This is a genomic window from Pseudomonas sp. P9_31 (genome assembly GCF_034008235.1).
Classification (GTDB): Bacteria; Pseudomonadota; Gammaproteobacteria; order Pseudomonadales; family Pseudomonadaceae; genus Aquipseudomonas.
The window spans coordinates 859302-880648 of the sequence record NZ_CP125375.1; the positions used below are offsets into that span (position 1 = coordinate 859302).

General features: G+C 60.6%; 20 protein-coding genes. 7 read left to right on the plus strand and 13 right to left on the minus strand.

Annotated elements, in window-relative coordinates; genetic code table 11:
• The first annotated feature begins 77 nt into the window (after nt 1-77).
• Nucleotides 78-857, plus strand: a complete 780-nt coding sequence (locus QMK51_RS03940) for a YdcF family protein (RefSeq protein WP_258698932.1) — start codon at nt 78-80, stop codon at nt 855-857.
• 94 nt (nt 858-951) lie between these two features.
• On the opposite strand, the gene lnt is transcribed toward QMK51_RS03940, so the two are convergent.
• From lnt to miaB, 5 genes are all read right to left on the minus strand, one after another.
• A complete protein-coding gene (gene lnt, locus QMK51_RS03945) occupies nt 952-2475 on the minus strand; it encodes an apolipoprotein N-acyltransferase (RefSeq protein WP_258698933.1) in 1524 nt (507 codons plus the stop codon).
• 17 nt (nt 2476-2492) lie between these two features.
• A complete protein-coding gene (locus QMK51_RS03950) occupies nt 2493-3332 on the minus strand; it encodes an HlyC/CorC family transporter (protein ID WP_007909641.1) in 840 nt (279 codons plus the stop codon).
• Between the two features lie 5 nt (nt 3333-3337).
• Nucleotides 3338-3832, minus strand: a complete 495-nt coding sequence (gene ybeY / locus QMK51_RS03955) for an rRNA maturation RNase YbeY (RefSeq protein WP_320393205.1) — start codon at nt 3830-3832, stop codon at nt 3338-3340.
• Nucleotides 3825-4841: a PhoH family protein gene (locus QMK51_RS03960; protein ID WP_320393206.1), complete on the minus strand. Its 1017-nt coding sequence runs from the start codon at nt 4839-4841 to the stop codon at nt 3825-3827. Before QMK51_RS03960 ends, ybeY begins: the two co-directional genes overlap by 8 nt.
• A 271-nt stretch (nt 4842-5112) precedes the next feature.
• Entirely contained in the window at nt 5113-6441 is a 1329-nt protein-coding gene (gene miaB, locus QMK51_RS03965) for a tRNA (N6-isopentenyl adenosine(37)-C2)-methylthiotransferase MiaB (protein WP_320393207.1), read from the minus strand.
• Nucleotides 6442-6575: 134 nt separating this feature from the next.
• On the opposite strand from miaB, the gene QMK51_RS03970 reads away from it, so the two are divergent.
• Nucleotides 6576-6905, plus strand: coding sequence for a DUF1820 family protein (locus QMK51_RS03970; RefSeq protein WP_007894425.1), 330 nt, complete (start codon nt 6576-6578; stop codon nt 6903-6905).
• A gap of 178 nt (nt 6906-7083) precedes the next feature.
• Here the strand turns inward: QMK51_RS03970 and QMK51_RS03975 are convergent, their stop codons facing one another.
• The 4 genes from QMK51_RS03975 to QMK51_RS03990 all read right to left on the minus strand — a co-directional run bounded on the left by QMK51_RS03975 (nt 7084) and on the right by QMK51_RS03990 (nt 10602).
• Nucleotides 7084-7638, minus strand: a complete 555-nt coding sequence (locus QMK51_RS03975; protein ID WP_258698937.1) for a tetratricopeptide repeat protein — start codon at nt 7636-7638, stop codon at nt 7084-7086.
• Between the two features lie 224 nt (nt 7639-7862).
• On the minus strand, nt 7863-9146 hold the full coding sequence (gene hemL, locus QMK51_RS03980; RefSeq protein WP_320393208.1) for a glutamate-1-semialdehyde 2,1-aminomutase: 1284 nt from the start codon (nt 9144-9146) through the stop codon (nt 7863-7865).
• Between the two features lie 16 nt (nt 9147-9162).
• Complete coding sequence (gene thiE / locus QMK51_RS03985; protein ID WP_320393209.1) at nt 9163-9786, minus strand: thiamine phosphate synthase; 624 nt, start codon at nt 9784-9786, stop codon at nt 9163-9165.
• An 18-nt stretch (nt 9787-9804) separates the two neighbouring features.
• Nucleotides 9805-10602, minus strand: coding sequence for a hydroxymethylpyrimidine/phosphomethylpyrimidine kinase (locus QMK51_RS03990; RefSeq protein ID WP_320393210.1), 798 nt, complete (start codon nt 10600-10602; stop codon nt 9805-9807).
• 415 nt (nt 10603-11017) lie between these two features.
• Between QMK51_RS03990 and QMK51_RS03995 the strand changes: the two genes are divergently transcribed.
• The 4 genes from QMK51_RS03995 to QMK51_RS04010 all read left to right on the plus strand — a co-directional run bounded on the left by QMK51_RS03995 (nt 11018) and on the right by QMK51_RS04010 (nt 17542).
• Entirely contained in the window at nt 11018-13396 is a 2379-nt protein-coding gene (locus QMK51_RS03995) for a 7TM diverse intracellular signaling domain-containing protein (RefSeq protein ID WP_320393211.1), read from the plus strand.
• Between the two features lie 75 nt (nt 13397-13471).
• Complete coding sequence (locus QMK51_RS04000) at nt 13472-15121, plus strand: acyl-CoA dehydrogenase family protein (protein ID WP_320393212.1); 1650 nt, start codon at nt 13472-13474, stop codon at nt 15119-15121.
• Nucleotides 15122-15328: 207 nt separating this feature from the next.
• Complete coding sequence (gene amn, locus QMK51_RS04005; protein ID WP_320393213.1) at nt 15329-16828, plus strand: AMP nucleosidase; 1500 nt, start codon at nt 15329-15331, stop codon at nt 16826-16828.
• Nucleotides 16829-16900: 72 nt separating this feature from the next.
• Nucleotides 16901-17542 carry a pseudouridine synthase gene (locus QMK51_RS04010; protein ID WP_320393214.1) on the plus strand — a complete coding sequence of 214 codons (642 nt, stop codon included), beginning with the start codon at nt 16901-16903 and terminating at the stop codon, nt 17540-17542.
• Here the strand turns inward: QMK51_RS04010 and QMK51_RS04015 are convergent.
• Nucleotides 17537-17746, minus strand: coding sequence for a DUF2788 domain-containing protein (locus QMK51_RS04015; protein WP_007937369.1), 210 nt, complete (start codon nt 17744-17746; stop codon nt 17537-17539). The genes QMK51_RS04010 and QMK51_RS04015 overlap by 6 nt on opposite strands.
• 235 nt (nt 17747-17981) lie before the next feature.
• Entirely contained in the window at nt 17982-18461 is a 480-nt protein-coding gene (locus QMK51_RS04020) for an Lrp/AsnC family transcriptional regulator (RefSeq protein ID WP_007894448.1), read from the minus strand.
• A 434-nt stretch (nt 18462-18895) separates the two neighbouring features.
• Here QMK51_RS04020 and QMK51_RS04025 point away from each other — a divergent pair, with 434 nt between their 5' ends.
• Nucleotides 18896-19942 (plus strand): DUF6515 family protein, encoded by a 1047-nt coding sequence (locus QMK51_RS04025; RefSeq protein ID WP_320393215.1) that lies wholly within the window; start codon nt 18896-18898, stop codon nt 19940-19942.
• On the opposite strand, the gene QMK51_RS04030 is transcribed toward QMK51_RS04025, so the two are convergent.
• Entirely contained in the window at nt 19936-20832 is an 897-nt protein-coding gene (locus tag QMK51_RS04030) for a cation diffusion facilitator family transporter (protein WP_258698945.1), read from the minus strand. The two genes, QMK51_RS04025 and QMK51_RS04030, sit on opposite strands and share 7 nt — an antisense overlap.
• Before the next feature lie 41 nt (nt 20833-20873).
• Nucleotides 20874-21293: a polyribonucleotide nucleotidyltransferase gene (locus tag QMK51_RS04035; RefSeq protein ID WP_258698946.1), complete on the minus strand. Its 420-nt coding sequence runs from the start codon at nt 21291-21293 to the stop codon at nt 20874-20876.
• Nucleotides 21294-21347 lie beyond the last annotated feature (54 nt).

Genomic DNA, 21347 nt, shown 5'->3' on the forward strand with positions numbered 1-21347 from the left:
TTGAAGCAAAGTCCTTCTGTATTTGTTGTCGCATTGCGTCAACCCACCTAGGCTTCGGGCATCTATGGAGATGCCCGATGCCTTTTCGTTATTTCGTTAAACAACTTCTATTGCCGCCCGGCATTCTTTTGCTGTTACTGGTGCTCGCCTGGTGGTGGCGCCGCTCAAGGCCGAGGCTGGCGGGAGTGTGCTTTGTCCTGGGCGTGGGCGGCTTCTGGTTGATGAGCCTGCCAGTGATAGTGGAGTGGAGCGCCAGGGCCCTGGAACGCGAGCCGGCGCTGGCGCGCGAGGAGTGGGCAAGCCTGGGCCAGCGCGCTGACGCGATTGTGGTGCTGGGTTCGGGCCGCGAACGTGGCGATCTGGCCTGGGGCGTCGACCAGCCGACCGGCGTAGGCCTGGGGCGTGAACGCTATGCCGCGCGCCTGGCCAAGGCGTCCGGCTTGCCGATTCTGACCAGCGGCGGTCTGCATTACGGTACCCCGCCGACTGAAGCGCAGCTGATGGCGGACTCGTTGCTCGATGATTTTGGCGTGACGGTGCGCTGGCAGGAAGGGCGCAGCCGCACGACCTGGGAAAATGCACAGTTCAGCGCCCAGGTATTGTTGCCGCAGGGGATCAAGCGGGTGGTGGTCGTGACTCAGGCGTGGCACATGCCGCGGGCGGTCTGGAGCTTTGAGCAGGCCGGATTTGAGGTGGTGCCGGCGCCGGTGGGGTTCTTGGGCGTGGACAATGCCCGGCCACTGGGGGGGTGGATGCCGGAATTCAAATCGATCTGGCAATCGGGGCAGTTGATGAATGAGGCGGTGGGGCAGATCGGGTATTCGATGTTTTATCGAGGCGATGTTGAGGCTGATTGATGTTGTGCCTGTGATGCCGTCTTCGCGAGCAAGCCCGCTCCCGCACTGGATTTTCTGTATACACAGATCAAATGCGGGCTTGCTCGCGAAGCTTTTAAACGGTCTTCGCCATCCGGCTAGCGATCAGCGCCCAGCCAAATAACAACACGCAAATAATGATCAACGGCCACGAACGCCATTCCAGGTACGGCGTCAGGTTGTGCATCGGTACTACTTCGCCGTACAGGATGCCTTGTTCGAACTGAGGGATCTGCGCAGTGATCTGGCCAAACGGGTTGATCAGGCCAGTCACGCCGTTGTTGGTCGCGCGGATCATCCAGCGACCGGCCTCAAGTGCGCGCATCTGTGCCATCTGCAAATGTTGCAGCGGGCCGATCGAGGTGCCGAACCAGGTGTCGTTGCTGATGGTCAGCAGCAAATCGCTGCGGGCGGCGAGGCCGGCGGCGAATTCCGGGTAGACCACTTCGTAGCAGATGAACGGCGCAATCTGATAACCCTTGGCTTGCAGCAGTGCCTGATCGGTCGGCCCACGGGCAAAGTCGGACATTGGCAGGTCGAAGAAGGCGATCAGGCCGCGCAAGATGTCCTGCAGCGGAACGTACTCGCCGAACGGCACCAGTTTCTGCTTCAGATAAGTGCCATCGCCTTCACCGACAACGGTAATGCCGTTGAAGAAGCGCTTCTCGTGACGGACTTCCTGGCGAATCGGCACGCCGGTAATCAGCGCGGACTTACGCTCGGCCGCGAAGCTTCCCATCATGTTCAGGTAGCCCTCGACGGACTCCTTGAGCACCGGGACCGCCGTTTCCGGCCATATCAGCAGGTCGACGGGTTTGGAGCTGAAACTCAAGTCGCGGTACAGCGCCAACTGCGCGTTGAGTTGTGACGGCTCCCATTTCATGCTTTGTTCGATGTTGCCCTGAATCGCCGCGACGCTCAGCGGTGCGCCCGCCGGGTTGGTCCAGGCATGTTCCTTGAGCGCCATGCCGGCCACCCATGGACCCGCCAGCAGCAACACACCGACAGCGATGAAGCCTTTACGGCCAGTGCGGACCAGTCGCGCAGCGTTGTAGATCAGCGCGGCCGTCAGGGCCAGGGTGAAGGAAATCAGCCACATCCCGCCGACCGGCGCGAGCCCGGCCAGTGGGCCGTCGAGCTGACTGTAGCCGGAATAGAGCCACGGGAAACCGGTGAGGAACCAGCCGCGAAAGGCTTCCTGGCCCACCCACAACGCCGCAAACGCCAAGGCATCGGCCAGGGGGGCTTCGTTACGACGCAGCCAGCGCGCCCAAAGCCAGGCGGGCAGGGCGAAGAACCAGGCAATCGCCGCCGTGAAGATCAGCATCAGGAAACCGGCCAGCAGCACTGAAGCGCCACCGAAGTGGTGAATGCTGTAGTAGATCCAGCTAGTGCCTGCGGCAAACAGGCCAAAACCGAAACACCAGCCTCGACCCAGGGCCTGGCGGGGGCTCAGTTCACGCAAGCCGGCGTAAAAGAAGCCGACCGCCAGCAATGCCAGCGGCCAGATATCGAAGGGCGCCAGGGCCAGGGTGGTGAGTGCACCGGCCGCCACGGCCAGCAGGTTACCGGGCCAGCCGGGGCGGGTCATACGACGCATTTCAATCCTTAGAAAAATTACCGGGCAATAGGTGTCAGGCGCAGCAAGTGAATCCGACGGCTGTCGGCGTTCAGGATGCGGAAGCGATAGGCGCCGATTTCAGTGATTTCGTTGCGTTTTGGCAAGTGCCCGAACGCGCTCATCACCAGACCGCCGACGGTGTCGAATTCGTCGTCGGAGAATTCGCTGTCGAAGAACTCGTTGAAGTTCTCGATCGGCGTCAGGGCCTTGATCAGGAAGTCCCCGCTGGGCAGCGGCTTGATGTAGCTGTCTTCTTCGACGTCATGCTCGTCTTCGATGTCGCCGACGATTTGTTCCAGAACGTCTTCGATGGTCACAAGGCCAGCCACGCCGCCGTATTCGTCAATGACGATGGCCATGTGGTTGTGGTTGGCGCGAAACTCGCGCAGCAGCACATTCAGGCGCTTGGACTCGGGCACGAAGGTGGCCGGGCGCAGCAGGTCCTTGATGTTGAAGCTGTCGCCGTTCTCCTTGAGGATCAACGGCAGCAAGTCCTTGGCCAGCAGCACGCCCATCACGTCATCGTGGCTTTCGCCGATCACCGGGTAGCGGGAGTGGGCCGAGTCGACCACGGCCGGCAGAAACTCGCGAGGTGTCTGGGTCGCCTTGATGCTGATCATCTGCGAGCGCGGGACCATGATGTCCCGTACTTGCAGGTCCGCAACCTGGATGGCGCCTTCGACGATGGCCAACGCTTCGCTGTCCAGCAACTTGTTTTGGTGTGCATCGCGCAGCAGCTCCAGCAGCTCCTGCCGGTTCTTCGGCTCGTGGGCAAAAGCCTGGGTGAGCTTACCCAGCCATGACTTCTGCCCGTTGCTCGATCGATCTTCGCTCATAGCGATTACTCTGAATCCTTTGTTGTAACGATAGGGGATGTGTCTGTTTCGTCGTCCGCATAAGGATCCGGATGACCCAGTTCTGCAAGCAACGTTCGTTCCAGTGCTTCCATTTCTTCGGCTTCCTCGTCATCTATGTGGTCGTAACCAAGCAGATGCAAGCAGCCGTGAATGACCAGATGCGCCCAGTGGGCCTTTAATTCCTTGCCTTGTTCCGCCGCTTCGCGCTCGACTACTGCTACGCAGATCACCAGATCGCCCAGCAGTGGAATGTCGAGAAACTCGTCGGGCACATCGGCCGGGAACGACAAAACGTTGGTGGCGTAGTCTTTCTGCCGCCAGGTGAAGTTCAGTTCGCGGGCTTCCTTTTCGTCGACCAAACGGATGGTCATTTCGGAGTCGGCAGTGCGCTGGCGCAGGGCCAGTTCGCACCATTGGCGGAACTCGGCTTCGCTTGGGGCAGATGCTTCGGTAGCCAGTTGCAGATCAAGCTCAAGCATCGGGGCGGGTGTCCTTGGAGGAGAACTTCGCCGGTTCGTCGGCTACGCGATTTTCGAAGCGCTCGTAGGCTTCGACGATTCGCTGCACCAACGGATGGCGCACCACGTCCTTGGGCATGAAATGGGTGAAGCTGATACCCGGCACGTCTTTCAGTACTTCGATCACATGGTGCAGCCCGGACTTGGTGCCTTTCGGCAGGTCGACCTGGGTGATGTCACCGGTAATGACCGCGGTGGAGCCGAAGCCGATCCGGGTCAGGAACATCTTCATCTGTTCGACGGTGGTGTTCTGGCTTTCGTCGAGGATGATGAAGCTGTTGTTCAGCGTACGGCCGCGCATATAGGCCAGCGGCGCGACTTCGATTACCTGACGCTCGATCAGCTTGGCGACGTATTCGAAGCCGAGCATTTCGTAGAGTGCGTCGTAGAGCGGGCGCAGGTACGGGTCGATTTTTTGCGACAGGTCGCCGGGCAGGAAACCGAGCTTTTCGCCCGCTTCAACCGCCGGACGGACCAGCAGGATGCGACGAATCTGCTCGCGCTCCAGCGCGTCTACCGCGCAGGCAACGGCCAGATAGGTCTTGCCGGTACCGGCCGGGCCGATGCCGAAATTGATGTCGTTACCGAGGATTTCCTTCACGTAGCGCAGCTGATTCAAGCCGCGAGGGCGAATCATGCCTTTCTTGGTGCGCAAGGCGACGGACGGTTCGGCGGGGGAGTGGTCGTCCAGTTGCTCGACGGCCGATTCCTGCAGGAACAGGTGAACCATGTCCGGCGACAGCTCGGTACCCTTGGTTTCCCGGTACAGGCGGCGCAGGAGGTTTTCCGCGGAGGTGGTGTGTTTGGGTTCGCCGATCAGTTCGAACTGGTTTCCGCGGTTGCGGATCTCGATGGTCAGGCGCTGTTCGATCAAGCGCAGATGCTCGTCGAATTGCCCGCACAGATTGGCGAAGCGACGAGCTTCAAAGGGCTCGAGGATGAAGCGATGTGGTTCTATGGGTGCGTTCAAGGTCGTATTTAGCCGCCCTGGGGCAATTATGATGAAATCAAGGATAACGCCAGTCGCCTGGGTGCGAAAGCTCTTAAACAGACCAATCACTAACGGTCACTTCATGTCTGTGGCGAGGGGGCTTGCTCCCGTTGGAGTGCGAAGCACTCCCTTCCCGGTCTCTGCAGTTTACAGGGTTGCATCGAGTCGATTGGTTTACGACTGCTTCGCAGCCGAGCGGGAGCAAGCTCCCTCGCCACACAAACCCGCTCCCTGAGGGGGGAATGCGCTGTTATTGGATCAGCGAGCCCCGCAGCGAGTGCGGTTGTGCGGCGTCGATGTGTACGTCAGCGAACTGGCCGATCAGGGTCGGATTGTCGCAGCGGAAGTTGACGATACGGTTATTCTCGGTCCGGCCTTGCAGTTCGCCGGGGTCTTTTTTCGAATAATCGGTGACCAGGATCCGCTGAGTGGAGCCGACCATTTGTCGGCTGATCTCGAACCCTTGCTGGTTCAGGCGATGTTGCAGGGCGTTCAGGCGTTCTTTTTTCAGCTCTTCCGGCGTTTCGTCGGCCAGGTCGGCGGCCGGAGTGCCCGGGCGTTGGCTATAAACGAACGAGTAGGAGAAGTCGAAGCCGACGTCTTCGATCAGCTTCATCGTCTGTTCGAAGTCTTTCTCGGTCTCGCCCGGGAAGCCGACGATGAAGTCCGAGCTGATGCAGATCCCCGGCACGGCGGCCCGCAGCTTGCGCAGTTTGGATTTGTACTCCAGCGCAGTGTGGTTACGCTTCATCGCCGCGAGGATGCGGTCCGAACCCGATTGCACCGGCAGGTGCAGGTGTTTCACCAGTTCCGGCACGTCGGCGTGAGCCTGGATCAGGCTGTCGGAGAACTCCAGTGGGTGCGAGGTGGTGTAGCGAATCCGGTCGATACCATCGACAGCGGCCACCACCCGGATCAATTCCGCCAGGTCGGCCAGGCGTCCATCGTGAGTGGTGCCGCGATAACCGTTGACGTTCTGCCCCAGCAAGGTCACTTCGCGCACGCCGTTTTCGGCCAGGTGAATGATCTCGGCAATCACGTCATCGAACGGTCGGCTGACTTCTTCACCGCGGGTATAAGGCACCACGCAGAAGGTGCAGTACTTGCTGCAGCCTTCCATGACCGACACATAAGCGCTCGGCCCGTCGATACGTGGCTCGGGCAGGTGGTCGAATTTTTCGATTTCCGGGAACGAGACGTCGACTTGCGGCAGTTTGGTGGCGCGCGCAGCGTCGATCATTTCCGGCAGGCGGTGCAGGGTTTGCGGGCCGAACACCACGTCTACGTACGGAGCGCGATCACGGATGGCCGCGCCTTCCTGGCTGGCCACGCAACCGCCGACAGCGATCACCATGTCCGGGTTGGCCAGTTTCAGCTCACGCCAGCGACCGAGTTGGGAATACACCCGGTCCTGGGCGCGTTCGCGGATCGAGCAAGTGTTGAGCAGAATCACGTCGGCGTCTTCAGCGCGGGCAGTGACTTCCAGGGCCTGATGTTCGCCCAGCAGATCGACCATGCGCGAGCTGTCGTACTCGTTCATCTGGCAACCGTGGGTTTCGATGTAAAGCTTCTTGGCCATGGACCCCAGTCTCACGTGATTCAAAGAACCGCGCATTATAGGGAACATGCACCAAGGTTCCTACCGTTGCGCGTCCGGTGGCTATGCTATAGTTCGCGCCCTCATTTTTATCCCCGATGTGTTACCCGCCCACCATGACCAAACGTGAAGCTCCAATCTACAAGGTGATTTTCCTCAATCAGGGCCAGGTGTACGAAATGTACGCCAAGCAGATCTACCAAAGTGATCTGTGGGGCTTCCTGGAAGTGGAAGAGTTCGTCTTTGGCGAGCGCACACAAGTGGTCGTCGATCCGAGCGAAGAGAAGCTCAAGGCTCAGTTCGAAGGCGTTGTGCGCAGTTTCGTGCCGATGCATTCGATCGTGCGTATCGACGAGGTCGAACGCCTCGGCACACCGAAAATCAGCGAAGCCCGTGGCGCGGTCGGCAATGTCATGCCGTTTCCGATGCCGATGCCTGAGAAGTAAGCCACGGATTGAGTGGCTAGTGGGGCTTGTTGTGGCGAGGGAGCTTGCTCCCGTTGGGCTGCGAAGCGGCCCTGAAATCAGCCTCCGCTACCTTCTGGACAGACCGCGTGTGCCGACTTTACGACTGCTACGCAGCCGAGCGGGAGCAAGCTCCCTCGCCACAGGGGGCCGTGTCAATTCAGGGAAGTGGCGAAAACGGTGTACGCCCATCGGCGCTCTGCAATTCCATCAGGTATTTACGGAAAATTTGCCCCAGCACCTGGGTAGCGACTTCCAGATCTTCGCGGGACATTTTTTCGGCGACTTCGTCGGCGGTGTCCAGCGCGTCTTCGGCACCATTGACCGCGGCCATTTTCAGCACGATATAGGCCTGAACGTTATTGGCCGGTACGCCTTCGCCGTGGAAGAACATGGTGCCGAGTTTGAATTGCGCCTGGGCATGGCCTTGCAGCGAGGCTTTTTCGAAGTAGCTCAGGGCTTGATTGAGGTCGCGCGGCGCGTGTTTGCCGTTGTAGTAGAACTCACCCAACTCGTATTGCGCTTGCGCATCCCCTTCATCCGACGCTTTCTGGCAGGCGGCGAGCGCTTGCGCCAGGTCTTGCGGCTGAGTATTGAGGGTGCAGCGACCCATCGCCGGGATCAACAACGAGTTGCCGCCTGCTTGTGCGAGCGCGAGCAGGGGCTGAAGGAGCAACAGGCAGCCCAGTGCAAGGGTGCGGCCGGTGCGGTTCATGGGAATCGACTTACCTCTGAGGGGCGCGCGGACCCGTCGAGGGATCCAATAAGCGCGCATTATGAAATAAGCGAGGCCAACCTTACAAAGTCTTTACTCGTTTTTCTGCTGCGCGGGGACTATATCGCCTACTTTGCGGGGGATTATGGGTAGACGAGTAGGAAAAAGGGCGGGAATGTAGGTGAAAGCTGACGCTGGCAATGGCCAACGTCAGCGTCGCAGCTTTATTTCAGGGCGGCGAATGCACGCTCGGCAGCGTCCAGCGTCAGTTTCAACTCGGTTTCGCCGTGGGCGATCGAGGTGAAGCCGGCTTCGAAGGCACTCGGCGCCAGGTACACACCACCTTCAAGCATCAGGTGGAAGAAGCGCCCGAACAGGTTCGCATTGCTGGCCATGACGTCATCGAAGGTCACGATATCGTCGGCGCCGGTGAAGTACAGTCCGAACATGCCGCCGGCCTGAGTGGTCACGAACGGAATGCCGGCGGCGTCGGCGCGCTGTTGCAGGCCATCGAGCAGACGGCTGGTGTAGTCGCTCAACTCAGCGTGGAAACCAGGGCGACTGATCAGGCGCAGAGTGGTCAGGCCCGCCGCCATCGCCAGCGGGTTACCCGACAACGTGCCAGCCTGGTAGACCGGCCCCAGTGGCGCGATCTGCTCCATGATCTTGCGTTTGCCACCGAAGCAGCCAACCGGCATGCCGCCACCGATGATCTTGCCGAAGGTGCTCAGGTCCGGCGTGACGCCGTAATGGGCTTGGGCGCCGCCGAGGGCGACACGGAAACCGGTCATCACTTCGTCGAAAATCAGCACCACGCCGTGTTTGTCGCACAGGGTCCGCAGACCTTTGAGGAAGCCCGGTGCCGGTGGTACGCAGTTCATGTTGCCGGCCACTGGCTCGACGATGATGCAGGCCACGTCCTGGCCGACTTCGGCGAGCAGGGTTTCTACCGCGTCGATGTCGTTGAACGGCAGGGTCAGGGTGTGTTTGGCGAACGCTGCCGGTACGCCGGCCGAGCTCGGTACGCCCTGGGTCAGGGCGCCTGAGCCGGCCTTGACCAGCAGGCTGTCGGAGTGACCGTGGTAGCAGCCTTCGAACTTGATGATGCTGTCGCGACCGGTGAAACCACGGGCCAGGCGGATGGCGCTCATGGTCGCTTCAGTGCCGGAGCTGACCATGCGCACCATTTCCATCGACGGCACGATCGAGCAGACCAGATCGGCCATTTCGGTTTCCATCGCGGTCGGGGCGCCGTAGGACAGGCCGTGTTCCAGCTGTTTGCGCACTGCATCCAGTACGTCCGGGTGGCTGTGGCCGAGAATCATCGGGCCCCAGGAACCGACGTAATCCACATAACGCTTGTCGTCTTCGTCGGTGACGTAGGCGCCTTCGGCGTGCTTGAAGAACAACGGTGTGCCTCCAACGCTCTTGAACGCGCGAACCGGCGAGTTCACGCCCCCGGGGATATGTTTCTGGGCATTGGCAAACAGGGTTTCGGAACGAGACATGATTTGGCTCTCAAAATCAGACTTTAAGTAATTCATTGAATGCGCGGGCACGGCGTGTCACTTCAGCCGTGCTCTCTGCGCCAAACAGGCCATGCACCACCGCCAGCAGATCGACTCCGTGGGCCACCAGCGGGGCGGCGTTTTCCAGGGTGATGCCGCCGATCGCGCAGATCGGCAGGTGCAGTTGGCTGCGGGCCTGGTCGAGCAGTTCGAGGCTGCACGCCGGTGCGCCGGGCTTGGTGTTGGAATTGAAGAAGCGGCCGAAGGCGACGTAACTGGCGCCTTCTTTGGCGGCAAGTTCGGCGAGTTCGAGTTGCGCGTGGCAGGTCGAGCCGATGATTGCGTGACGCCCCAGCAGTGCCCGAACCGGCATCAGTGGGCCATCGGTCTGGCCCAGGTGCACGCCTACGCCCAATCGTGCGGCCAGTTCGGCGTCGTCGTTGATGATCAGTTGGGTCTTGTAGCGTTCGCACAGATCGCGCAGCGCTTCGGCCTCACGCAGGCGGCGGGCTTCATCGCTGCTTTTGTCGCGGTATTGCAGCAGGGTGACGCCGCCTTCCAGCGCCGCCTCCACGTATTCGAGCAATTTACCGGCCAGTAACTGGCTGTCGGTAATGGCGTACAGGCCACGTAGTTTCATCGGACAGCCCTCATGGCGTTACGAACAGAAATCCAGCGGCAGGCGGCGCGGCACGAACTGTCCTTTGCCCAGCTGTTCCGCATCCCGCAGAGTGCGCCAAGTGTAGTCAAGCGCGGTCTGTACGGCTCTGGCGAGCTGTTCACCCTGGGCCAGGCGACCGGCGAGGGCGCTGGCCAGCGTGCAACCGGAGCCGTGATAGCTGCCGGGCAGACGCTGGCAGGTAAAGGTGTCGCGGCGACCGTCGCGGCTGTACAGGCGATTGTGGATTTCGTGTTCATCGCCATGGCCGCCGGTGATCAGCAGGTGTTTGACGAATGGCAGGAGTTTTTCAGCGCACTCGTCCGCGGTGCCTTCGGGCAGTTCGGCGAGGATGCGGGCTTCGGGAAGGTTAGGGGTGGCAATGATCGACAGCGGCAGCAGCCGTTCGCGCATGGCGTAGCCGACTTCGTCCTTGCCCAGTCGTCCGCCACCACCGGCGCGCAGCACCGGGTCGCAGACCACCGGCAGATGCGGGTGCGCCGAGAGCAGTTCGACCACGGTGTCGACCATTTCCAGGGAACCGAGCATGCCCAGTTTGACGGCAGCGACTTCGGAGTCGTTGAGCACGGCGTTGGCCTGGGCCAGCACCCACTCGCGATCGAGGACGCGGAAGTCAGTGACGTTGACGGTGTCTTGCACCGTCAGGGCGGTGACGGCCGGAGCCGCATGGCAACCCTGAGCGAGCAGGGCTTCGATATCTGCCTGCAAGCCGGCGCCACCACTTGGGTCGTGGCCGGAGAGACAGAGGACAACGGGGCGAGAGCTGTAGATATTCATGGTGCGCGAGCTTACCACCAAACATGTTTTTCGGGTGTTGTGGCAGCCATCGCGGCCGATACAGTGTGGCGAGGGGGCTTGCTCCCGTTCGGCTGCGAAGCAGTCGTCAGGTGTAGCCGACAGCATATTTTGGGGCCGCTACGCAGCCCAACGGGAGCAAGCTCCCTCGCCACAGGTGTTCACCACCCGCCGGAGCATTCTCACAACCTGACAAAGCCAACAGCTCTAACTCAATGCATAGAGCTGGAACGCTTGTTCTAGAGCCTTTTCAGGAAAAATTTCAATGGTGTTCAATGGCCATCAACGGCTATGCTAGAGTGGATCCAAACCAATAACAGGTAATACCGGTTTTACGTCTACTCAAAAGGAATGGGGGGCTTCCTGACAGGACCGGACAGGCCACTCTGGGGCTTAAATGCGCTATTTGCTGATGTTGCTGTTGTGCTTGCCCCTCCTGGCGAGCGCCGTCGAATTCGACGAGTTCACCCAGAGCCTTCCCCTGGGCCGAACGATGCAGGTTTATGAAGACGCGGGCGGTCACGCGACCATCGCCGATGTCCGTGCACAAGCCGCGGCCGGGCTCTTCAAACCCCACGATAAAGCCACCCTCAACGCCGGTTATTCGCGTTCGGCGTTCTGGCTGAAAATCGACCTGCAGTACCGCCCGACCAACCCGTCGGTACAACGGACCTGGTTACTGGAACTGGCCTATCCGCCCCTCGATCACCTTGATCTCTATTTGCCCGATGCTGGTGGTGACTATCAAATGGTCCGGCAGACCGGCGATGCGTTGCCGTTCGCCACTCGCCAGATCCGTCAGAACAACTACCTGTTCGATTTGAACTTTGCGCCTGAGCAGGCGCAAACCGTGTACCTGCGCCTGCAAAGTGAAGGCTCGATTCAGGCGCCCGTCACCTTGTGGTCGAGCACCGCTTACCTTGAAGAGCAGCCTGTCCGGCTCTATGTGCTGGGGCTGATTTACGGCGTGTTGCTGGGGATGCTGGTCTACAACCTGTTCATCTTCCTCAGCGTGCGTGACACCAGCTACCTCTACTACATCGTCTATATCGCCTCGTTCGGCTTGTATCAACTGTCGGTGAACGGCGCGGCCGTGGAGTATTTCTGGCCGGATAATCCGTGGTGGGCCAACGCCGCGACGCCGTTCTTCATCGGCTGTTCAGGCTTGTTCGGCAGCCAGTTCGCCCGCAGCTTCTTGCAGACGGCCACCCATAGTCGCTGGCTCGACCGTTTGTTGTTGGCGTTGATTGCGTTCAGTGCGGTAGTGGTCGGGTTGTCATTGATGACCAGTTACGCCCTGGCCCTGCGTCTGGCGACGATATTGGCGCTGGTTTTTACCGTGATCATTTTCGCCGCCGGGATCTTCGCCTGGTGGCGCGGCTTGAGGGTGGCGCGGTACTTCATCATTGCCTGGTCGGCGTTCCTGCTCGGTGGCGTCGTCAACACGATGATGGTGTTGGGGTATTTGCCCAACGTGTTCCTGACCATGTACGCCAGCCAGATCGGCTCGGCGGTCGAAGTGGCGCTGCTGTCCCTGGCCCTGGCCGATCGCATCAACGCCATGCGCGAGCAACAGGCACAGACGTTGTTCGATGCCGGCCAAAAACTCGAAGTGCTGAACCAGCAACTGGCTCACAGTAACAAGCTCAAGGACGAATTCCTCGCCACCCTGACCCACGAATTGCGCACCCCCATGAACGGTGTGATCGGTTCGCTGGAGCTCATGCAGACGGTCGAGATGAACCCTGAACTGGAGCAGTATCAACAAACGGCCGCAGGTTCGGCGCGGGACATGATGCGCATGGTCAACGGCATCCTCACCCTGACCGAATTGCAGGCCGGCAAGCTCAAGGTCTATCCGGACACGTTCAGTTTGCGCAGTGTGGTCGAGGCCTTGCGCCTGCAGTTCGATGGCAATGCGTCCAGCAAGTCGCTGGACTTCAAGGTCGAGGTAACGCCCGGACTGCCGGATCGCTTGCACGGCGACAGCGGCAAGTTGGTGCAATGCCTGGAGTGCCTGCTGGATAACGCGATCAAATTCACCCGGGTCGGCGGACTGGCGTTGCGCGTGACGGGCAAACCGGTGGAGCCCGGTCGACTGGCGTTGTCCTTTGCGGTGATCGACACCGGCATTGGCTTTACCGATTTGGGGGAGGCAACCCTGTACCAGCGCTTCTTCCAGCTCGACGGTTCGATGACCCGTGAATACGGTGGTCTGGGCGTTGGCCTGGCGATTTGTCGGCAACTGGTCGAATTGCTCGACGGGCGCTTGAGCCATCGCTCGGAACCGGGCCGCGGCAGTCGCTTCCAACTGGATGTCGAGTTTGAGCTGCCCGTGGTGGAACCTGCGCCCTCGATCATGCGGCAAGCTGCCCGCCTGCGTCAGCCTCAGGACTGCACGGTGTTGCTGGTCGATGACAACAGCATCAATCAATTGGTGATGCGCGGCATGTTGCTGAAACTTGGGTTCCAGGTGCGCACCGCCGACAGCAGCGTCGCCGCGCTCGATCACTTGCAGCGTGAAGCCGTTGACGCGGTACTGCTCGATTGTCAGTTGCCGCCACTGGACGGCGTCTCCATCTGTTGTCGGATCCGCGCCTTGCCGGGTTGCGCCGAATTACCCGTGTTCAAGATTGCCCTGAGTGCGGACCGAGTGCACTGCCCGAGTGACACCTTGGTCGACTACCTGAACAAACCGGTGAAATTCGAAGACTTGCAGGCGGCGCTTTATCGACGGGTGCTCTGTCCGGGACAAGGCGAAAGCGCCGACAGTTAGGCAGATATGCCACTTTGTTCAGCCTCGGGGCGGTGCTTAACTGAAAGTCCCTTGGCTGGCCAAAGGAGCCCCGTCATGAACCTGCATCAGTTCGCCGAAACCCACGAAGTCACCAACCAGCCACCGTCGCTGGACGGCACCAACCTTTATCGCGTCGACCTGCCTTTGCAGGAGTGGTCGCGGCGGTTCGATGCCGGTTGGGCCGAATCGCGGATCGACGCTTACGGCGCATTGGCCGGCGGGCCGCTGATGGACGCGGGGTTTGCGGCCAATCAGAACAAACCGGTGCTCGTCAGCCATGACCGTTATGGCCATCGCATCGACCTGGTGGAATTTCACCCGGCTTATCACGAGTTGATGCGCACGGCCGTGGAGCATGGCCTCACAGGCTTGCCCTGGACCGACCCGCAACCGGGCGCCCACGTTGCCCGTGCGTCCATGACCTATTTGCACAGTCAGGCTGAAGCCGGTAGCGGTTGCCCGTTGACCATGACTTTCGCCAGCGTCCCGGCGGTGCGTCTGCAACCGGACCTAGCCAAACAATGGCTGCCGAAAATCCTCGCCACCGAATACGACCCACGCAATGTCGGCATGGCCCACAAGGCTGGTGTGACCATTGGCATGGCCATGACCGAGAAACAGGGCGGCACCGATGTGCGGGCCAACACCACCAAGGCTTATCCGGTGGGCGCCAGTGGTCCCGGTCAGGCGTATGAACTGGTGGGCCACAAGTGGTTCTGTTCGGCGCCGATGTGCGACGCCTTCCTGACCCTGGCCCAGACGGACAAAGGGCTGACCTGTTTCCTGCTGCCGCGTCATCGCCCGGACGACACGCGCAATCAGTTCTACATACAGCGGCTGAAGAACAAACTCGGCAACTGGTCCAACGCCTCCAGCGAGGTGGAGTTCCGTGGCGCCCTGGCCTGGATGGTCGGTGAAGAGGGGCGGGGTGTTCCGACCATCATCGAAATGGTTGCCATGACCCGCTTCGATTGCATGGTCGGCTCCAGTGCGCTGATGCGCCAGGCCCTGACCCAGGCCAGCCATCACTGCGCCCACCGCAAGGTCGGTGGCAAGTTGCTCAGCGAACAACCCTTGATGCAAAACGTGCTGGCCGACCTGGCCCTGGAAAGCGAAGCTGCCTTGGCGCTGAGCCTGCGCATGGGCCGGGCGCTGGATCATCTGGATGACGACCACGAAGCGAAATTCGCCCGGCTGGTGACGGCGGTGGGCAAGTACTGGATCTGCAAGCGCGCGCCCGCGATGATCAACGAAGCGGCCGAATGCATGGGCGGCGCCGGTTATGTCGAAGAAAGCATCCTGCCGCGACTGTACCGTGAGGCACCGGTCAACTCGACGTGGGAAGGTTCCGGCAACGTGCAATGCCTCGACGTGTTGCGCGCGCTGTCGAAAGAGCCGGGTGTGCTCGATGCGCTGTTCCACGAGTTGGGCGATGGCCATGGTGACAAGCGCCTGGCGGCGCACATCAGCCAATTGCAGGCGGCGTTCAAGGACACCGACGACATTCAATACCGTGCCCGCCAGCTCACCGAAGACATCGCCTTGGGACTTCAGGCCAGGCTATTGCTGGAGGCCGGTAACGCGGCGGTCAGTGATGCCTTCATCGCCAGCCGCCTCGGTTCGGCCGGTCGGGTATATGGAACGTTGCCACGCGGGCTGGATGTGGAAGCGATTGTGGCCCGGTCGACTCCGCAAGGATTCTGACCACAATTTGATCAACAGCACTGAAACCTGTGGGAGCGGCGGTGCGGCGATCCGACTTGCCCGCGATGGCGGTTTAACATTCAACATGGATGCTGTCTGACACACCGCTATCGCGGGCAAGCCCGCTCCCACAGGGTCTGTCTGCGCATCACATCTTGATGTACAACCAACACGCCACTGTTCCCGTGAAGCGACGATGCAGGCAAGATGAGGGTCTGCAAGTCAGAACACAGGAAGCTGATCGTGACCGAAGCGTTTATTGTCGTTCAAACCGCCGAGCAAGCCGTGGATCGGCTTGCTGTCTTGCACGAGCGTGCAACCACCGCGCTGAATCAGGCGCTCAAGCGTTATCTCAAGGATCGCGTCGAGCCGGACGCTGAACAGCGTGCCCTGTTTCGTTATCCCGAGTTGCGTCTGACCTACCTTTGCCAGGGCGAAGTCCCACAGACCACCCGCGCCTATGCCAAGGTTCAATTGCCGGGGACCTACAGTGTCACCGTCACTCATCCGGCAGCCTTCCGCAAATACCTGCTGGAACAACTTGTCCCGTTGATGCACGACTTCACCGTGACCGTGGAAGTCGGCGTCAGCCAGCAGAACATTCCTTATCCGTACGTGGTCGAGCAGGGCGATGAGCTGGCCGGCTCCGGCGTCACCGCGGCGGTGCTGGCGCGGGTGTTCCCGAGCACCGATTTGTCGGCCGCCACCGATGGCATCGCCGATGGCTTGTACGATTGGGAAAACACCGACCCGCTGCCATTGGCCTTGTTCGATGCCGCGCGGGTGGACTTCTCCCTGCGCCGACTGGTGCATTACACCGGCAGCGATTGGCGCCATGTGCAACCGTGGATTCTGCTGACCAACTATCACCGCTACGTCGACCAGTTCATCGTTCATGGCCTGGAGCAACTGCGCAACGACCCGCGTTTTGTGCGCATGGTGTTGCCGGGCAACGTGATCATCGAAAAGAGCATGGACCACGGCGAAGCCTCGGCGATTGCCGCGGGCGTGGTCTGGCATCGTTACCAGATGCCGGCCTATCACCTGATCGCCAGCGATGGTCATGGCGTGACCCTGGTGAACATCGGTGTCGGCCCGTCCAACGCCAAGAACATCACCGACCACTTGGCGGTGCTGCGTCCGCATTGCTGGTTGATGATCGGCCACTGCGGCGGCTTGCGTCAGTCGCAGACCATTGGCGATTATGTGCTGGCCCACGCTTACATGCGCCGCGACGGGATTCTTGACCGGGTCGTGCCGCCGAACATTCCGATTCCAGCCCTGGCCGAAGTGCAGATGGCGTTGCAACAAGCGGCGGCCAATATCACCGGTGAGAAGGGGGACGAGCTGAAGAAGCGCCTGCGCACCGGCACTGTGTTGACCTACGATGACCGTAACTGGGAACTGCGCTGGGCGCAGGAGCGTCCGCTGATCAACCTGTCCCGCGCCGTGGCGGTGGACATGGAAAGCGGCACCATCGCCGCGCAAGGATATCGTTTGCGGGTGCCTTACGGCACGTTGCTGTGTGTGTCGGACAAACCGTTGCACAGCGAAATCAAACTGCCGGGTTCGGCCAACGCTTTCTATGAACGCGCGGTCAGCCAGCACTTGAAGATCGGCATCGAAGCGGTGGACCTGTTGCGCACTGAGCTCAACTCGCTGCACTCGCGCAAACTGCGCAGCTTCGACGAACCGCCGTTCCGCTAACGGTTTGTCGTGGTCATTTGGCGGTCAGGGCACTAGCATTAGCAGCCCTGACCGTTAGATGTTCTTCTCGCCATGTCTCGTCCTCCACGTCCCGTTTCTCGCCGCCCCGGCGTGAAGCCTGCGCTATCCTCTTCAGCTCCGCGCCGTGTCGCCAAAGCGCCACCGGCCGAGCCGAAACTGATCCTGTTCAACAAGCCTTTCGATGTGCTGACGCAATTCAGCGACGGCGAGGGGCGGGCGACGCTCAAGGATTACATCGAGATTCCGGGGATTTACCCGGCAGGACGGCTGGACCGTGACAGCGAAGGCTTGCTGCTGCTGACCAACGACGGCCAGCTTCAGGCGCGGATTGCCGACCCGAAACACAAACTGGCCAAGACTTACTGGGTGCAAGTGGAAGGCGAACCGAGCGCCGAGCAGTTGCAGCGCTTGCGCGATGGCGTCGAGCTGAACGATGGCATGACATTGCCGGCCGAAGCGCGACAACTGGATGAGCCTGAACTGTGGCCGCGCAACCCGCCGGTGCGCTTTCGCAAAAGTGTGCCGACGAGTTGGCTGGAACTGGTGATTCGCGAAGGCCGCAACCGTCAGGTGCGGCGCATGACCGCGGCGGTCGGCTTGCCGACGTTGCGCCTGGTGCGGGTCAGAATCGGTGACTGGTCGATCGAAGGGCTCGATCAGGGCCAGTGGAAGGAAGTGCCGGCGCGTTTATAGAGTGCCGGATTCGATCAGGCCGATGACCACGCTTTTGATCACGAATGCGGCCACGCCCAGCCCCAGTACAAAGAACAGAATGAACGAGCCGAAGCGCCCGGCCTTGGATTTTTTTGCCAGATCCCAGACGATGAAACCCATGAAAATGATCAGGATGCTGACCAGGCCAGTCATCATCCACTCTTCGAAAACTGCAGGATCCATCGAACATCTCCAGCGCGGGTGGGGCTAAAAAGGGCGGGGCGAGTATACGCCAAGGGAGATTGACGGGGCATTGACCTGCGTCGGTGTGTCGCACTGTGGCGAGGGAGCTTGCTCCCGCTGGGTTGCGAAGCAGCCCCAAAATCCGCAACCAGGTTTAATCTGGCACACCGCGTTCACTGGTTTACGACTGCTTCGCAGCCGAGCGGGAGCAAGCTCCCTCGCCACAAAGACATTCTCAACTACGCAAATGAGTCAGAGGCAGTTCAGTGCTGTTGAGCACCTGGTTCAACACGAAACTCGACCGCACACTGGTCACCCCTTCAATCCGGGTCAGATGCCCCAGTAGCAGTTTCTGATAGTGATCCATGTCCGGCACCACCACCTTGAGCTGATAATCGGCATCCATCCCCGTCACCAGGCTGCATTCCAGCACTTGCGGCAAGGTGCGAATGGCGGCTTCGAAGTTCTCGAAACGCTCGGGTGTATGGCGGTCCATGCCGATCAGCACGTAGGCGGTTAGGCTCAGACCGAGCATTTTGCGGTCCAGCAAGGCAACCTGGCGGGTGATGTAACCGTCGTCTTCCAGTTGCTTGACCCGCCGCGAGCAAGGCGAAGGCGACAGGCCGATGCGTTCGGCCAGTTCCTGATTGGAGATACGCGCGTCGCGCTGTAATTCCGCCAAAATGCTCAGGTCGTATCGGTCGAGTTTGCTCATCAATCAGGCCTTTATCATAACTATTGCGGAGGATTATCTATCCTGAGTTAAAAATTGCGCAAGTGATGTTTATTTGAGCAATCTTCGCAATCCTCTGCCACTGCGCCGAGCCTATTCTTATCACCAGAATCACTGCTCGGACAAACAGTCCAGTGCGGCTCGCCCAATCAGGCCAGCTGCGGCCGCCACCCCCACCGGGGCTGTGTCGGCCCCCGAGCTACACACTGTCCACAAGACGGCGTGAGGTGAGCCGACGTCATAAGCGTCGAGCACGGACGAAGTTTTCAAAGGGAGGCCGACGGGTCTCCCTTTTTTCTTGCCCGCAATTTCCTTCAGCCCTCAATAAATAAGTTGCGCGACTGATAACCTGTAGCAGAACCGGCCTGCGCTTTCCCAGTCTTATGTACAGGCCCTAACCCGCAGTGAGGAAAAGCATGAAATCGCGCATCTGGCGTTTGGCCGGTGTTGGTTTGCTGTGTGTGAGTGTCACTGCGCAATCGCTGGCCGATGAGCCGCAAAACCGTGGCCCCGATGGCGGGCAGCGTGGGCCGGATCATCAAGGGAATGACCAGGGCCATCGCGGTAACAATCAGCCCCGACCGCAGAACACCGAAATCATTCGTGGCGACAACAGCCGCCAGTTCGAACTCCATGACCAGAATCAAGGCGGTCAGCGGCAGAACCGTACGCCGCACGAGTCCAACAATCAGGGCGGCCAGTGGCAGAACCGTACACTGCACGACTCCAACGTTCAGGAGCGAGCGCCACAACAACCGAGTAATAATCTGCCGATCCAGGGGCGGCCCGATACCGTGCGCCAGACCCAGGAACCCCGGCGTGGCTACTATCAGGACGAACCGCGGCGTAACAATTACAACCAGCAATGGCAGACCGGGGGGCGGGACGCGCGTCACGATGACCGTCGCTGGCCCGGTCGCCCGGATGGGCACGGCAATGGCTGGGGCCCCGGCCCGCAGTATCGTCCGGGGTACGTGATCGACCGCTTCCCGGAGAACCGTCACTTCCGTGTGCCGTATCGTGGCCAGGATTATTTCTATTCCGGTGGTTACTGGTATCGCCCGCAAGGCCCGCGTTATGTGGTGGTTCAGCCGCCTCGCGGGATTCGTGTCAGCTATTTGCCCGATTACGCCCGTGAAGTGTGGATCGGCGGGGCGCTATTGTTCCTGGCGGCCGGCGCGTATTACGCCTACCAGGAGAGCACTCAGGATTACGTCGTGGTCGAACCGCCCGTACAGCCGCAACCGGTGAGCAGTGGCTATGACGTGGTGGCGTATCCGGCCAACGGCCAGTCGCCGGAGGAGGTCAGTCGCGACGGTTATGAGTGCTATCGCTGGGCCGTGGAGCAGAGCGGTTTCGATCCGCGCGCTATCACCTATCAGCCGGCCCCTTCGGTGGTGCAAGCCTACCGACAGGCCCAAGGCAATTGCCTGAGCAGTCGCGGTTATCAGGTGAGTTACTGAGCCCTGGCGGCGTTCACCACTTCCTGCGGGTCGGCGTGCACCAGCACTTCGGCTCGTGGGTAGGCGGCGTGAATCGCATCGGCGGCTTGATCGCTGATGCCGTGGGCGACTGACAGGGTCAAGTCCCCCGGTAATTCCAGATGCAACTGCACAAACCACTGGTTGCCGGAGATCCGTGTGCGCAAGTCATGGGCGCCCAGAACGCCTGGTACGCTGCAGGCCAGTTCGAGCATGTGCTGGCTGACATCCATCGGCAGCTCTTCATCCATCAGCACCGCAAAACTTTCCTGGGCGATATGAATCGCGCTCCAGAGGATGTAGGCGGCGATTCCCAGGCCGAACCAAGGGTCGACTTGATACCAGCCAAACCCGGCCAGCACCAGCGCCACCAAAATGCTGCCGTTGAGCAGCAGGTCCGAGCGGTAATGCAAGGAGTCGGCACTCACGGCGTTGGAACCGGTTGCCTTGATCACCCGATGCTGCAACTTCAGCAGGGCCAGGGTCAGGGCGAGTGAGAACATAATCACCCCGATGCTGAGCCACGCCGCGCCTATCGGTTCCGGATGTTTCAACCGTTCGATCGCCTGCAAGGCAATCAGCACCGCACTGCCGCCAATGAACAGCGCTTGAGCCATGCCAGCCAATGATTCGGCCTTGCCGTGCCCATAACGATGATCGTTGTCGGCCGGGCGCAAGGCGTAATGCACGGCCAGCAGATTGAGCAACGAGCTGACGCCGTCGAGTGCCGAGTCGGTCAGCCCGGCGAGCATGCTCACCGAGCCGCTCAACCACCAGGCGATAGCTTTGGCGACGATCAACGTGCACGCCACCGCCACCGAGGCGCGCGTCGCCAGCCGCAGCAGGCGGGCGTGTTCGGTACTGGTGGTCATAGGTGCGGCTTTTCCTTTAAATGTTCCTTCACAGGCGCGAATTATGCGGCCGGTTGCAGGCCGAACATGGCCAGTTGCTGGGCGCTGCCCTTGTGCTGGATCAGGCGCGGATCGTCCAGCGGGAAGCTGCGGCCCAGTTCACTTTCCAGAATAGTCTGCAACTTGTGGTTATCGACCTTGCCGTCGGTGCCGATGGCTTCCTTGAGTTTTTCCGGAGCCACCTGAGCGGTCCGGCCGGGCTCGAAGTAAATGGCCCCCGTGGCGAAGTCCACCGCAAAGGCGATCAGGCCGGGGATGATATAGAACAGCAGGCCCACGGCATCCAGCGCAGCGATCGCCGGGTCGATCTTGCCGTCGATCTGGCCGCGACGATCCGGGTAGAAAATCGAGCCGCAGGCGGAGATTTGGGTCAGTAAGGTCGCGACCAGTACACCGCCGATCAAGCGAAAGGGAGCACGCATTTGAAATCTCCTGAGTTATCTGGAAACGAAGCATCGTCGATATGAATTAGGACC

What these genes read in the sequence shown, in the direction of transcription:
- QMK51_RS03940 (WP_258698932.1), top strand. Translation starts at nt 78, where the DNA reads ATGCCTTTTCGTTATTTCGTTAAACAACTTCTATTGCCGCCCGGCATT.
- lnt (WP_258698933.1), bottom strand. Translation starts at nt 2,475, where the DNA reads ATGCGTCGTATGACCCGCCCCGGCTGGCCCGGTAACCTGCTGGCCGTG.
- QMK51_RS03950 (WP_007909641.1), bottom strand. Translation starts at nt 3,332, where the DNA reads ATGAGCGAAGATCGATCGAGCAACGGGCAGAAGTCATGGCTGGGTAAG.
- ybeY (WP_320393205.1), bottom strand. Translation starts at nt 3,832, where the DNA reads ATGCTTGAGCTTGATCTGCAACTGGCTACCGAAGCATCTGCCCCAAGC.
- miaB (WP_320393207.1), bottom strand. Translation starts at nt 6,441, where the DNA reads ATGGCCAAGAAGCTTTACATCGAAACCCACGGTTGCCAGATGAACGAG.
- QMK51_RS03970 (WP_007894425.1), top strand. Translation starts at nt 6,576, where the DNA reads ATGACCAAACGTGAAGCTCCAATCTACAAGGTGATTTTCCTCAATCAG.
- QMK51_RS03975 (WP_258698937.1), bottom strand. Translation starts at nt 7,638, where the DNA reads ATGAACCGCACCGGCCGCACCCTTGCACTGGGCTGCCTGTTGCTCCTT.
- hemL (WP_320393208.1), bottom strand. Translation starts at nt 9,146, where the DNA reads ATGTCTCGTTCCGAAACCCTGTTTGCCAATGCCCAGAAACATATCCCC.
- thiE (WP_320393209.1), bottom strand. Translation starts at nt 9,786, where the DNA reads ATGAAACTACGTGGCCTGTACGCCATTACCGACAGCCAGTTACTGGCC.
- QMK51_RS03990 (WP_320393210.1), bottom strand. Translation starts at nt 10,602, where the DNA reads ATGAATATCTACAGCTCTCGCCCCGTTGTCCTCTGTCTCTCCGGCCAC.
- QMK51_RS03995 (WP_320393211.1), top strand. Translation starts at nt 11,018, where the DNA reads ATGCGCTATTTGCTGATGTTGCTGTTGTGCTTGCCCCTCCTGGCGAGC.
- QMK51_RS04000 (WP_320393212.1), top strand. Translation starts at nt 13,472, where the DNA reads ATGAACCTGCATCAGTTCGCCGAAACCCACGAAGTCACCAACCAGCCA.
- amn (WP_320393213.1), top strand. Translation starts at nt 15,329, where the DNA reads ATGAGGGTCTGCAAGTCAGAACACAGGAAGCTGATCGTGACCGAAGCG.
- QMK51_RS04010 (WP_320393214.1), top strand. Translation starts at nt 16,901, where the DNA reads ATGTCTCGTCCTCCACGTCCCGTTTCTCGCCGCCCCGGCGTGAAGCCT.
- QMK51_RS04015 (WP_007937369.1), bottom strand. Translation starts at nt 17,746, where the DNA reads ATGGATCCTGCAGTTTTCGAAGAGTGGATGATGACTGGCCTGGTCAGC.
- QMK51_RS04020 (WP_007894448.1), bottom strand. Translation starts at nt 18,461, where the DNA reads ATGAGCAAACTCGACCGATACGACCTGAGCATTTTGGCGGAATTACAG.
- QMK51_RS04025 (WP_320393215.1), top strand. Translation starts at nt 18,896, where the DNA reads ATGAAATCGCGCATCTGGCGTTTGGCCGGTGTTGGTTTGCTGTGTGTG.
- QMK51_RS04030 (WP_258698945.1), bottom strand. Translation starts at nt 20,832, where the DNA reads ATGACCACCAGTACCGAACACGCCCGCCTGCTGCGGCTGGCGACGCGC.
- QMK51_RS04035 (WP_258698946.1), bottom strand. Translation starts at nt 21,293, where the DNA reads ATGCGTGCTCCCTTTCGCTTGATCGGCGGTGTACTGGTCGCGACCTTA.